The sequence below is a fragment of the Methylovorus sp. SPW-M1 genome, assembly GCF_053848825.1.
Genome location: NZ_CM132626.1, coordinates 1,973,600 through 1,986,344, shown reverse-complemented (window position 1 = coordinate 1,986,344; position 12,745 = coordinate 1,973,600). Strand labels below are relative to the sequence as shown.

The following is a 12,745-nucleotide window of genomic DNA, read 5'->3' as shown; positions in this document are numbered from 1 at the left end:
TGAGTTATAACTGTTATAGACTTGTAAGTTGTTAATACTTATAGATTCCTGATCTGGCGCTTCAGCATCTGCAGCGAGGCGTTAGAGGGGCGACCATAACGCAATTGCAGATAAAGCGCCGTAATCGCCGCGATCTGCGCAGCCTGCAGGGGCAACTGCTGTTGTGCCCGATGGCTGAAATCCTGTGCGCCTTCCTCAGGCGCTTGCTGCAAACCTGCGCGCGCCATCTTTCGCAGAAAGCTGGCATATACCTGTTGCAGCGGGTCGCGCCTTGTTTTGTCACGCAGCAGTACCCAGCTGATCAGGCCTAGCACCAGTGCTGTAACCGCGATAAACAGTGCCGTGAGTAACGACAATGGAAAAGATGCGCCAAAAATCCGGGATAGCAACTCGGCCTGCTTTTGCTGATTGTAACCCAGCACCCACTGGTTCCAGCCGTTGTTGATGGCATCCCAGTTGAGGTAGAGCTTGCGCAGCAGCGGGTGATCGCGCCGTGCCAGCAGCGGCAGGCTGGCGCTTTCGCTAATGGCGCTGGCGATGTCTGCTTCAATGCGCGATGGCGATACGGCGGCGGTCGGGTCTACCCGCACCCAGCCGCGATTGGGCAGCCAGACTTCGGTCCAGGCATGGGCGTCAGATTGACGCACGATCATGTACTGGCCCACCGGATTCAACTCACCGCCCTGATAACCCGTGACCACCCGTGCTGGAATCCCGGCGGCCCGCATCAGAAAGGCAAAGCTCCCGGCATAGTGCTCACAGAACCCGCGGCGTGAGTTGAACAGAAAGTCGTCGATGCTGTTCGTGCCCAATGGCGGCGGAGTCAGCGTGTAATAGAAGTCCTGTTGGCGAAACATGCGTAGCGCGGCATCTACAATGGCCTGGTGGTCTGGCAGTTGTGCGCGCCATTGTTCGGCCAGGGCGCGTGCCTTGGGGTTGCCCTGCTGGGGCAGTTGCAGCAGATAGCGTTCGGCCACCGGCGATAGTTGATCCGCCAGGGTGTAGTCCAGATGCGATACACCTTCATAGCGTATGCGGGTGCGTACCGGTTCACGCGCCAGTATCTGCAGATCCGGGCTCGCCAGGGCGCCTGCGGGCAATTGCGATGGCATGTCCAGCACCAGCATCCATGGCTGGTTGTGCGGTTCCAGCGTCACGCTATACCGCACAGGTTCTCCACGTACCGAGAGCGATTCACGCGGCAGATACCCCGCACGCCTGTCGGCACGCCACTCGCGGCCATCAAAATAGCCGAACACCGGACCGCGCCAGTAAAGCTGGCTTGCCCTGGGGGGCGCACCGACAAAGCTGACCCGAAATGCCGTGGCACCAGACAGGCTCAGCTCGCTGATATCGCCGGGGCGCATGCGGTCAGAAAGCCCGGTCATGCTCTTGTAGCTATCTTTGGGCATGCCCCACAACGGCCCCGGCAGGCGCGGGAACAGCACAAACAGCACCAGCATCAGCGGTATGGCCTGCCCCAGCAGGGTGAGCGCGAGGCGTAACTGCAGGCCCTGGTCTGAGCTCGACTGCGGTTTTTGCAGGCCGATCAGGGCAGCTGTCAGGCCCGTCACCGGGATCAGCATGCCAGCCGCGACCAGCATGGATTGACCAAACAGGAAGGCGTTGACGGTGAGGAAATAGGCTATGAAGATCACCAGCATGAAATCACGGCTGGTACGGGACTCCAGCAGCTTCAGCCCCAGCATGAGCGTGAGCAGGGCGACGCTGGCATCGCGCCCGAACAGCCCATCGAAGCTGGCGACGATGCCGGCAATGCCGAGCAGCGTTAGCGGCAGCAATACCGGCATGCGTGGCAGCGACCAGCCTCGCGACTCAATCAGCCAGCGCCAGCCGAAGATGAGCGCCATCAGGCCATTGATCCACAGCGGCAAGTGCGCAATGTGCAAGCCCCATACCGCCAGCAGGGAAAGCAGCAGCCAGATCACATCATGGCGTTGCGGCGTGAAGTTGCGCAGGGCGTGGCGGGTAACGCTCATGCGGGCAACTCCATCAGTGCCAGCGCTTGCAAGCAGCGGTGGTAATGCGCTTCACCGCGATCCGCCGCCAGCGTGAGCTGCGGCAGGCGCAGGCCATAGCGACCTCCAGCCTGATGCGCTTCCACCACCCAGCGTACCAGCTGGCAGATGCGCTCCTCGCCATCGGGCCCTGTGGTTTCATGCCAGTCCAGCCAGACGCTGGATACGGGCTCGCCCTGAAAATGCTTGCTGTACATGCCTTGCTCACGCGAAGAGGCTTTCCAGTCGATGCGGCGTGGCGAGTCGCCCGGACGATAGTGGCGCAGTCCGGCAAAATCCTGATCGCCCAACAGACTATCCCGACTGCCTTTGCCTGCCTGATCCGTGCTGTTGGCACTGCTGCGGCCAGACGCTGCCGGGCGCGGGTAAACCAGCACCCGGCAATCCGTATCGGCATACGACCATGCCTGCAACAGGCCTAAGGGAAACACGGTGAACAGGGTGAGGCGCCCGGGTTCGCTCCAGCCGCGTCGGGTGGTGGGGTAAGCGAGCGTGATCGTGCCGGATTGCCTGGGCGGGATGTCGGTGCTCTGCGGCTGCAGGCAGGCTGCGCAGGAGGCGTAAATGGCATGACGCATGCGGCCGGAGGATTCCTTGAGGCGAATTTCCAGTGTGGTTTCTTCCCCAGCAAACACGGGGCTGGCCTGGCAGTGGCTGACTTCCAGCCAGGCGAGATTGCGCCATGTATGCAGCATGCAGACGATGCCCAGCGCAGCCAAAAGAAAGGTCAGCACAAAGCCTAGGCTCAGGCTGTAATTGATGCTGCCCAGCAGCATGGCAATGATGATGGTGCCGTAGAGCACGCCAGCGCGAGTCGGCAGGATGTAGATATGGCGGGTGGTGAGAACGGGGCCGCGGCGGGCGTCAGCGCGGGCAGTGCGTAGCCAGCGTGTCCAGTTCAGGGAAAATTTGATAAAGGCAGCAGGGCGGCTCACAGGCGTTGTGCTGGCCGCGCTAGGGGATGGCGACCGCGTTCAATAAATGCAGTCCGCTATCCGCATGGGATTCCATGCCGACGGCCCATTGCAGACGGTGGCCCGCTACGCCCGGGAGCACGGCCTGTATATCTTCCGGAATGACAAAGTCGCGGTTGTGCATGAGCGCCCAGGCTTGCGCGCATTGCCGCAGGGCAAGTCCGGCGCGTGGCGATAACCCGGCGCTGTAATCCACCGCTTGCCGGCTGTATTGCAGCAGGGCTTGCAGGTAATCCAGCAGGGCATCCGAAAGGTGCACATGGTCTACTTCCGCCTGCAAGGCCATCAGCTCGACCGCGCTGATGCAGGCTTCGACCTCGCCAACATGGGCGCGGCCACCATTGTTCTGCAGCAAGGCTCGCTCGGATTGCGGATCAGGGTAGCCCAGCCGAATGCGCATCAGGAAGCGGTCCAGCTGTGACTCCGGCAGGGGGAACGTCCCGATATGGTGGGTGGGGTTTTGTGTGGCGATCACGAAAAAGGGCGTTGGCAACGGGCGCGTTTCGCCTTCCAGGGTGACCTGGCCTTCTTCCATCACTTCCAGCAACGCGCTCTGGGTTTTGGGCGTGGCCCGGTTGATCTCGTCGGCCAGCAGCACGTGGGTAAAGACCGGGCCGGGATGAAAGGTGAAGGCGCCGATATTGCGGTCATACACTGAAATGCCCAGCACATCACCCGGCAGCAGGTCGCTGGTGAACTGCACGCGGTTGAACTGCAAGCCCAGTACCTGCGCCAGCGTATGCGAAAGCGTGGTCTTGCCCATGCCGGGCAAGTCTTCGATCAGCAGATGTCCGCGCGCCAGAATGCACGCCAGCGCCAGCTTGATCTGCTGCTCCTTGCCCAGAATGATGCTGGAGGTGGCACGAATGATCTGGGCGGCGACAGGGTGCAGGCTGGACATAGGCGTTTAGTTGGTTTTACCGAATTTGTTGGACCAGCGTACCAGCACATACATGATGCCCAGCATCAGGCCTGCGCCTACCCACAGGGCGACATCGGAAGGGATCAGCGAACCATCTTCCACCGGCATGACGATCAGCTTGCGCAGGACCACGATCATGGCAACTTCGATAAAGGCTTCCACTTCCAGCTGGCTGCCACGCAGATAGCGAATCTCTGCAGTAATCAGCGCCGAGATGGACCACAGCAGCATGAGGGTACCGAGGGCATGCAAAAAGCCATGTACCAGATTGTGGGCGGAGGCCGCATCGCGCACATCCACATAAAACAGCCAGGTAAACATCAGCACGGCCACGGCCAGTGCCAGCCCGATGATGATGTGGGCAAAGCCATTGAGCCAGACCATGGCTTTGACGGCATAGCGGTTAACAGCATACAGCTCACGTGGAATATGCACTTTGTCGTATTGTTCTGGTTTTTCTCTGATCATGATGGCAGCTCTTGATGAATATTAGGTGGATGAAATGGCCTTCCCCCGGCCATGCTCTTGGTCCTGCGCGGCCTTGAACTGTTCTGATCCAAGGCTGCATCATGGATTTTGGCACTAGATCAGCAGTTCATCCAGTGCTAGTTGGGAAAATTCGCGAATCAGCCAGGCCTGCGCTTTGCCGCCATCGCTGCGCCAGGCAAGAAAACAGGGCACCTCAGGCTTGGGTTCGGCCACCTGTTTGATCACCAGCGTGCCATTGGCAACATGCTTTGCGGCCATGGTGCGGGGCAGGTAGCCCACTCCCAGACCGCGTTGCTGGGCCAGGAGTTTGGATGCCATGTCCGATACCGTCAGCACATCCTGCCCCTGCAGGATGCCGGAGGTGCGGGGCGCCAGGTCACGCGAGCTATCGGCAGCGGAGATGGAGCGGTATTGCTGGATATCCTGATTTTGCAGTGGTTCGGGCAGGGCGGCCAGCGGGTGATGCGGAGCTACCGCATAATCGAACTCCACCGTGCCCATGGTGTGGGTAATGTAGCCGCCGCCGGGCGGGCCATCGCCCGGTGCGCCTATGGAAATGTCGGCACGGCCAGTGACCAGGGCATCCCAGCTGCCACCATATACCTCGCGCATCAGCCGGATGCGCGTGCCAAATCCTTGGGCATAGAACTTTTCCAGCACCCGGTATATCGGGGCCACAGTAAACAGGTCGCTCAAGGCAATGCCCAGTTCGGTTTCTACGCCGGTGGCCACGCGCTTAACGCGGGACTCAATCTCTTGCGCCGCCTGCAACAGTCGTCGGCCTTCTCGCAACAGCTCGGCGCCTGCTTCTGTCAGCTCCGCCCGATGGCCTTTGCGGTCAAAAATGGCAATGCCCAGATCACTTTCCAGCTTGCGCACCGTGTAAGTGATGGCCGATGGCACGCGAAACAGCGATTCTGCTGCCGCTGCAAAGCTGCCTTTGCGCGCAATGGCATCCAGCACTTCCAGTGCATCCATGGTGAGAGAGGTGTTCATATTTTTTGAATGAGATATGCAAAATTATTTGCTAATCTCGTCTTGGCCTTAGGTTTAATATGCTGCAGGTCATTCAATATAATTGAATAAGGCATTCATGATCAAGCTGAGAAAATCCCGGGAACGGGGACATGCCAATCTGGGTTGGCTGGATAGTTACCACTCGTTTTCGTTTTCAAGTTATTACGACCCCGCCTATATGGGTTATTCAGTGCTGCGCGTGATCAATGAGGACGTGATTGAGCCGGGCCGCGGGTTTGGCATGCACAGCCATCGTGATATGGAAATCATCACCTATATGCTGCAGGGCGACTTGCGCCATGAAGACAGCCTGGGAAATGGATCGACCATCCATGCCGGCGATGTGCAGCGTATGACGGCGGGCAGCGGTATTTCTCACAGTGAATTCAATGCATCGCAGACCTCGCAGGCACATCTGCTGCAAATATGGTTGATGCCCGAGCAGGATGGGCTGTCACCCGGCTATGAAGAAAAGCATTTTCCACTCGCCGCCAAGCATAATCGCTGGTGCCTGATTGCCTCACGCGAGGGCCGTGACAACAGTTTGAAGATCAACCAGTTCGTGGATCTCTACGCCAGTGTGCTTGATCAGGGTGTAACCTTGGACATGCCGCTGGATAGTGGACGCAGCTATTACCTGCAAGTCGCCCAGGGCAGCCTTCAGGCCAATGGACAGGATTTGCAGCAAGGGGATGCGATCAGAATGGATGGTGAAACCCGGCTGGACTTACGGGCGCTGACGCAAGCGGAAGTGCTGCTGTTTGATCTGCCACCCCATCACATTCCCGCAACGCAGTCGATCTAAGGTCTTTTATCTCAATACGTCAGCTGTATCTCAACTAACTCATCAGGAGCACACATCATGGCAACCATCGCAATCGTGTATCACAGTGGCTACGGCCACACCGCCGCCCAGGCCCAGGCCGTCGCACGCGGTGCTGGCAAATCCGCCGGCACGCAAGTTCACTTGCTGACCAGCGAAGAGGCTCAGCAGCAATGGGAACTTTTGGCAGGGGCCGATGCCATTATCTTCGGCAGTCCGACTTACATGGGCTCGGTGTCGGCCAAGTTCAAGGAGTTCATGGAAGCGAGCTCCAAGATCTGGTACGAGCGCGGCTGGCAAGACAAGCTTGCAGCTGGCTTTACCACCTCTGCCAGCCAAAGCGGCGACAAGCTGGATAGTCTGATTCAGCTGTCCGTATTTGCTGCTCAGCATGGCATGCTGTGGGTCAGTCTGGGGCTGTTGCCCGGCAATAATCATAGTCAGGGCTCAGTAAACGATTTAAATCGACTGGGCAGTTTTCTGGGCGCAATGGCACAAGCCAATAGCGACCAGGGTGCCGATGTGGCGCCTATACAAAGTGATCTGCTGACTGCCGAACATCTGGGTGAACGCGTAGCCGAGCTAGCCAAGCGTTTACAGGCTTCTTAATTTTTTGCATTTTTAATGGGGATTTCAATGAAACACATCATCGCCTCTCTGGCGCTCGTAAGTTTTGCTGGCGTTGCATCTGCTGCTGTCGATACCTACAACATCGATACCGCACACAGCTTTGCCAACTTCAAGATTCGCCACGTGGTTTCTAAGACTGCCGGCAGCTTCAATGACATCAAGGGCGTTATCAAACTGGACCCGGATAATCTGGCTAACTCCAGCGTCGATGCCCGCATCAATGTACTCAGCATCAGCACTGGCCTGGCCAAGCGCGATGAGCATATCCAGAAGCCTGAGTATCTGGATGCTGGCGCCTTTAGCGAAATCCAGTTTGTCAGCACCAAGGTCGAAGCCAAAAGCAAAACCCAGGGCGTGATCACCGGTAAATTCACTCTGCATGGCGTGACCAAGGAGATTTCCTTCCCCTTCGTGGTGCTGGGCTATGGCAATGACCCATGGGGCGGCCAACGCACCGGGATCGAAGCAAACGCTGTGATCAAGGCTTCCGATTATGGTTACACCTGGGGCCAGAAGGTGGGCAGCCCGGTAGGTGACGATATTGAAGTCAATCTGCTGATTGAAGGCGTGAAGCAAAAGTAAGCTAATTCCTGATTCTTAACCTTGGCGTGCTTGCACGCCATTTGTATTTAAAACGTAAAGGAATCTCTCGATGACAGATCTATTCAGCCCGGTAAGCCTGGGTTCCATCCAACTCAAAAACCGCATGGTCATGGCGCCACTGACCCGCAACCGCGCGGGCACCGGCAATGTGCCAACTGACCTCAATGCGCTCTACTACCAGCAGCGTGCCAGTGCTGGATTGATCATCACCGAAGCCACGCCTATTTCCGCCATGGCCCACGGTTATCCGGCAACCCCTGGTATCCATACCCCGGCGCAAGTGGAAGGCTGGAAAAAAGTGGTGCAGGCCGTGCATGCCCAAGGTGGCAAAATCGTTCTGCAACTCTGGCATGTAGGCCGTATTTCGCATCCATCCTTGCTGCCAGACAATGCCTTGCCGGTGGCGCCTTCTGCCATCAAGCCTGCCGGACAGGCCTTTACCTATCAGGGGCTGCAGGATTTCGTCACGCCACGTGCGCTGGAACTGGCCGAGTTGCCCGGCATCGTGGCAGATTACGCTGCCGCAACCAAACATGCGCTGGAAGCCGGCTTTGATGGTGTAGAGGTGCATGCCGCCAATGGGTATCTGCTGGATCAGTTCCTGCGTGATGGCAGCAACAAGCGCACGGATCAATACGGTGGCAGCCTGGAAAATCGCAGCCGTCTGTTGCTGGAAGTTGTGAACGCGGTGATTGCCGTGGCCGGTGCTGACAAGGTGGGCGTGCGTATTTCGCCTCTTAACCCGTTCAACGACATGGCGGATTCCAATCCACAGGCACTGTTCAATCATGTAGCCGAAGTATTGAGCCCGCTGGGTCTTGCCTATCTGCACGCCGTCGAAGGCGGCATGGGCGGCGGCGAAGTGGCGCCATTTGATTTCAATGTGCTGCGCAAACACTTCAAGGGCCCATACATCGCCAATCTGGCCTATGACAAAGCGAAAGGCAACGCGGCCATTGCCAGCGGGCATGCCGATGCCATAGCCTATGGCGTACCTTTCCTGGCAAATCCGGATCTGGTGGAACGCTTCCGCCAGGATGCGCCATTGAATGCGCCGGATCAGGCCAGCTTCTACGGTGGCACGGAAAAGGGCTACACTGATTACCCGACATTGCAGCAAGCTTAAGCCCTTATTGCCACATTCAGCCCTGACGTGATCAGGGCTGATTTCCATCAGAACAAGGAGTATTCATGAAAAAGCCAGCTACCACGCAAGTCCCTGTTGCCGAGATTATCGCGAACCGCTGGAGCGGACGCGCGTATGACGCCGCCAAAGCGGTCAGCCGCCAGCAGATCATCAGTTTGCTCGAAGCCGCCCGCTGGGCACCATCCTGCTTTGGTGACCAACCATGGCGTTTTATTGTCTGGGATCGCAACCATGATGCCGGCGCCTGGCAGCAAGCGTTTGAGTGTCTGGTCGAAGGCAATCAGTCCTGGGTGCGCAATGCACCGGTGCTGTTGCTGGTGACCGCCAATACGCTGTTTGATCACAATGGCAAGGAAAACCGCTGGGGCAGCTATGATGCGGGCGCCGCCGCTGAAAACCTGTGCCTGCAGGCGGAAGAACTCGGCCTGATGGCGCACCAGATGGGCGGGTTTGACACGAAAAAAACGCGCGAAGTCTTTGCTATCCCCGAGCAGTTTCAATTGATGGCCATGATTTCGGTGGGCTATGCCGCGGATGTCTCCACGCTTTCCGGCGATATTCTGGACCGGGAAACCGCTCCGCGTGCGCGCAAAGCCTTGGGCGATATCTTTTTTGATGGTGCCTGGGCCAAGCCGGTAGCCTAAGCCGGACTTGATTCTGTCGCAGGCTGGATATCGATTCGGGGCGCCTTTGGGTGCCCCGAATGCTTTTTCATCTGCTAGAATCGCAGCCTATTTACTATAAAAGCAGGGGTCGGATCATGGCAGTGGTAACCTTAAACCGCAGTAACTTCAAAGACACGATCGTCAACAATGCCATCGTCATTGTCGATTTCTGGGCGCCATGGTGTGAGCCTTGCGTAAACTTTACCGACGTATTCACCGCGGCTTCCGAGAAAAATCCTGACATCGTGTTTGGCATGGTGGATACGGATGATCAGCCCGAGATTGCCGAATACTTCGAAGTGAAAAAAGTACCAGGCATTCTGGTGATTCGGGAACAGGCTGGCATTCATGCACAAATCGGCGAAATCGGCGCGCCTGCGCTGGACAAGCTGATCGAATGGACGCGCGACTTTGATATGACGCAGGTACGTGCCTATCTGGCGGAAGAAGACGCCCGCCTGGCAAAAGAAGCGGCCGCCAAGTAATTCCCGGATTTTCCATCCATCTGCGTCGGGTGCAGCATGTCTTGAGCATGTGCTGTACCCGATGCCATTCCAGTAGCGGCGTTCGCCGTCATGGTCATAAACTTCCGGTTGTAATCAGGCGATACAGAAAGTAGGCGCCTATGCCCATCATGATGTACATGGGCAGATCGCCACGGGCGGAGGCTTTGCCGTCAGTCGCGGTGCCCAGCCAGCGGTTGAACAGATAGAGCGCCAGCAGTGCCAATGGAATGGAGAATATCCCCAGCGGTGAATCCAGCATTTTTGTGAATAATTGCTTCAGCAGACCGTTGTCGCGAAAAATCTCCACCGCCAGCCCGACAATACCCAGCAGCATGATGCCGATTTTCAACACGGCAATCAGCGTGCTTTTCAATGAATCCGGTTTTTCGGGCTGGCTGGTTTTCATAATGCAGACACTCCCATTTGATCGCGGTTAAGGATTGCTGCCGGGCAGGTATTTGGCGGGGTCGACGGATTTGCCTTGCTGGCGTATTTCAAAGTGCAGCTTGACCTTGTCGGTATCGCTGTTGCCCATCTCGGCAATTTTCTGGCCGCGGCTGACCTGCTGGCCCTCTTTCACCAGAATCTGATTATTGTGGGCATAGACCGAGAGATAGGTCTTGTTGTGCTTGATAATCACCAGCTTGCCATAACCACGCAGGTCCGAGCCGCTGTAGATCACCTTGCCAGGGGCGGCTGCTACCACGGGCTGCCCTTGTGAACCGGCAATATCAATGCCTTTGCCACTGCCTGTGTCGCTGAAGGTGCCAATGACCTTGCCATTGGTGGGCCAGACCCATTCCAGCGCCTCGTCATTACCAGTTGCTGCGGCATCTGCTTTGGCAGCCGTCTCGGCAGGCTTCGCATCCGCGGGTTTAGTCTCAGCCGGTTTTGCTTCCTGAGCCTTGGCTGCATCCGCCGTTGTGGCGGCTGGCGTTGCCGTTGCTGGTTTGACTGGCGCAACCTGCATGGCTTGCTCGCTGTATGGCACGCGCAACGCCTTGGGCTCGCTCAGCACCGGGATCCCGGTGGCAGGGCTGCTGGCAGATGGCGGGGCATCCGAGCCCAAGGGACGGACTACGACGTTGCCATCGCCGCTGCCCAGGGGGGCGGTGACCACTCCTGTAGCGGTGTCTGTGGATTCCTTGCTGTCCACCGACTTCAGCTGTAATTGCTGGCCAATACGGATGATGTAAGGCGGCGGTATGTTATTGGCCTGCGCGATTTCCTTGTAGTCATAGCCGTACTCCAGGCCAATGCTGAACAGCGTATCGCCTTTTTTCACGGTGTAGCGGTCCGGGCGCCAATCCTTTCCGGGCTGGCTGGTGGCTACGGAGCTGGCAGGTTTTACGGCAGGTGCCTTGCTGGCGGGTGGCCGGCGGTCGATGACCGGCGCGGGCTCATTGGCGGCACAGGCTGCCAGCACCAGTGTGCATGCCAGGGTCAGATAACGGTAAAAAGCAGCTTGTATACTCAAATGATGATGTCCACTCAATTCGTTCCGCCCAGCAGGGGAACGAACTTCACCGGCTCGAGCTTGGTTTGCCGGTATTCGCTGCCATTGGTGGTGGCAACATGTTCAATCAGGTAGAGGATTTGTTCTTCGGTGCCCACCGGGATCACCATGCGTCCGCCTACCGCCAGCTGTTCCAGCAGCTCCTGCGGTACATGGCTGGCAGCCGCTGTGACAATAATGCCATCGAATGGTGCCATCTCCGATAGCCCCATGGTGCCATCCGCATGCTTGAGCTTGATGTTGCTCATGCGCAGCTCGCGCAAGTGGCCGCGGGCTTTCATCAGCAGGGGGCGTATGCGCTCCACCGAGTAGACTTCTTTTGCCACCTTGGAGAGCACGGCGGTCTGATAGCCGCAGCCAGTGCCGATTTCAAGCACGTTGCCCAGTGGTTTGCCAGCACGCAGGATTTCCGTCATGCGGGCGACGATATACGGTTGGGAGATGGTCTGGCCGAAACCGATAGGCAAGGACACATCTTCATAGGCGCGAGAGGACAAAGCCTCATCGACAAAAATATGGCGGGCAATGCTGCCCATGGCGGAAAGGGTGACTTCATCGCGTATGCCTTGCTCACGCAGACGCGCCAGCATGCGCTCACGCGTACGAAGAGAGGTCATGCCTATGCCACGGATTACGCTACTCATGGGTCTTGATCAGAAGTCTAGCCAGGTTTTCAGGGAGCTCAGCTGGTTGTAGTGCGTGAGATCAATCTGCAGGGGTGTCATGGAGACACGGTTGTTGGCCACCGCATAAAAGTCGGTGCCATCACCTGCATCCTGCGCGCCACCTGCGGCACCTACCCAGTACACGGTTTCGCCACGCGGTGTAGTCGACTTGATCACGGGCTCTGCCTTGTGGCGCTTGCCCAGGCGGGTAATCACACGCCCTTGCAGGGCATCGTAAGGCACATCGGGAATATTCACATTGAGCAGCATGGGCGGCGGCGTGTCTTTTTTCTGGATATGCTGCACCAGCTCAACGGCGACGCGGGCGGCGGTCTCGAAATGCGCTGGATTATGATGCGACATGGAGAACGCAAAGGAGGGCACACCTAGCAGATAGCCTTCCATGGCGGCGGCCACCGTGCCGGAGTAAATCGTATCGTCGCCCATATTGGCGCCATCATTGATGCCGGAGATCACCATGTCGGGCAGCTGGTCCAGCAGGCCGGTCACCGCAAGGTGCACACAGTCGGTAGGGGTGCCGTTGACGTAGTAGAAACCATTAAGCGCCTTGCGCACGGTCAGCGGACGATCAAGTGTCAGGGAGTTGCTGGCACCGCTGCGGTTGCGCTCGGGGGCGACCACGACGACTTCGGCGATCTTGCTGATGTGCTCGGCCAGAATGCTAAGGCCAGGCGCAAAATAGCCGTCGTCGTTGGATAGTAGAATTCTCATGCAATTATTATAAGGGA

At 57.9% G+C, this 12,745-nt stretch carries 15 protein-coding genes; 6 read left to right on the top strand and 9 right to left on the bottom strand.

Translation table 11 applies throughout. The features are described 5' to 3' along the window. Positions 1-38 precede the first annotated feature (38 nt). The 5 genes from ACWWD9_RS09305 to ACWWD9_RS09285 form a co-directional block, all read right to left on the bottom strand. Entirely contained in the window at positions 39-2,000 is a 1,962-nt protein-coding gene (locus ACWWD9_RS09305) for a transglutaminase family protein (protein ID WP_455866870.1), read from the bottom strand. Then, on the bottom strand, positions 1,997-2,974 hold the full coding sequence (locus ACWWD9_RS09300; protein ID WP_455866869.1) for a DUF58 domain-containing protein: 978 nt from the start codon (positions 2,972-2,974) through the stop codon (positions 1,997-1,999). Before ACWWD9_RS09300 ends, ACWWD9_RS09305 begins: the two co-directional genes overlap by 4 nt. Before the next feature lie 19 nt (positions 2,975-2,993). Beyond that, positions 2,994-3,914, bottom strand: a complete 921-nt coding sequence (locus ACWWD9_RS09295; RefSeq protein ID WP_015829755.1) for an AAA family ATPase — start codon at positions 3,912-3,914, stop codon at positions 2,994-2,996. A gap of 6 nt (positions 3,915-3,920) precedes the next feature. Further along, positions 3,921-4,403 carry a phosphate-starvation-inducible PsiE family protein gene (locus ACWWD9_RS09290; RefSeq protein ID WP_013441807.1) on the bottom strand — a complete coding sequence of 161 codons (483 nt, stop codon included), beginning with the start codon at positions 4,401-4,403 and terminating at the stop codon, positions 3,921-3,923. A 114-nt stretch (positions 4,404-4,517) separates the two neighbouring features. After that, positions 4,518-5,420 carry a LysR family transcriptional regulator gene (locus ACWWD9_RS09285; RefSeq protein ID WP_013441808.1) on the bottom strand — a complete coding sequence of 301 codons (903 nt, stop codon included), beginning with the start codon at positions 5,418-5,420 and terminating at the stop codon, positions 4,518-4,520. A gap of 97 nt (positions 5,421-5,517) precedes the next feature. On the opposite strand from ACWWD9_RS09285, the gene ACWWD9_RS09280 reads away from it, so the two are divergent. From ACWWD9_RS09280 to ACWWD9_RS09255, 6 genes are all read left to right on the top strand, one after another. Continuing rightward, on the top strand, positions 5,518-6,246 hold the full coding sequence (locus ACWWD9_RS09280) for a pirin family protein (protein ID WP_455866868.1): 729 nt from the start codon (positions 5,518-5,520) through the stop codon (positions 6,244-6,246). 57 nt (positions 6,247-6,303) lie between these two features. Further along, entirely contained in the window at positions 6,304-6,873 is a 570-nt protein-coding gene (locus ACWWD9_RS09275; protein WP_013441810.1) for a flavodoxin family protein, read from the top strand. Between the two features lie 27 nt (positions 6,874-6,900). Next, complete coding sequence (locus ACWWD9_RS09270) at positions 6,901-7,476, top strand: YceI family protein (RefSeq protein WP_013441811.1); 576 nt, start codon at positions 6,901-6,903, stop codon at positions 7,474-7,476. 70 nt (positions 7,477-7,546) lie between these two features. Then, complete coding sequence (locus tag ACWWD9_RS09265; RefSeq protein ID WP_013441812.1) at positions 7,547-8,623, top strand: alkene reductase; 1,077 nt, start codon at positions 7,547-7,549, stop codon at positions 8,621-8,623. 65 nt (positions 8,624-8,688) lie between these two features. Then, a complete protein-coding gene (locus ACWWD9_RS09260) occupies positions 8,689-9,288 on the top strand; it encodes a nitroreductase family protein (RefSeq protein WP_013441813.1) in 600 nt (199 codons plus the stop codon). A 116-nt stretch (positions 9,289-9,404) separates the two neighbouring features. Beyond that, a complete protein-coding gene (locus ACWWD9_RS09255; protein ID WP_013441814.1) occupies positions 9,405-9,794 on the top strand; it encodes a thioredoxin family protein in 390 nt (129 codons plus the stop codon). 94 nt (positions 9,795-9,888) lie between these two features. Here ACWWD9_RS09255 and ACWWD9_RS09250 read toward each other — a convergent pair whose 3' ends face one another. From ACWWD9_RS09250 to surE, 4 genes are read right to left on the bottom strand one after another with little or no spacing between them, the layout of a single operon-like run. Then, a complete protein-coding gene (locus ACWWD9_RS09250) occupies positions 9,889-10,221 on the bottom strand; it encodes a hypothetical protein (protein WP_455866867.1) in 333 nt (110 codons plus the stop codon). Positions 10,222-10,248: 27 nt separating this feature from the next. Next, the gene (locus tag ACWWD9_RS09245) at positions 10,249-11,310 is read right to left on the bottom strand and encodes a peptidoglycan DD-metalloendopeptidase family protein (RefSeq protein ID WP_013441816.1); all 1,062 of its coding nucleotides are present in this window, start codon (positions 11,308-11,310) and stop codon (positions 10,249-10,251) included. Continuing rightward, on the bottom strand, positions 11,307-11,975 hold the full coding sequence (locus ACWWD9_RS09240) for a protein-L-isoaspartate(D-aspartate) O-methyltransferase (protein WP_013441817.1): 669 nt from the start codon (positions 11,973-11,975) through the stop codon (positions 11,307-11,309). Before ACWWD9_RS09240 ends, ACWWD9_RS09245 begins: the two co-directional genes overlap by 4 nt. Before the next feature lie 9 nt (positions 11,976-11,984). Continuing rightward, positions 11,985-12,728, bottom strand: a complete 744-nt coding sequence (gene surE, locus ACWWD9_RS09235) for a 5'/3'-nucleotidase SurE (RefSeq protein WP_013441818.1) — start codon at positions 12,726-12,728, stop codon at positions 11,985-11,987. Positions 12,729-12,745: the final 17 nt, after the last annotated feature.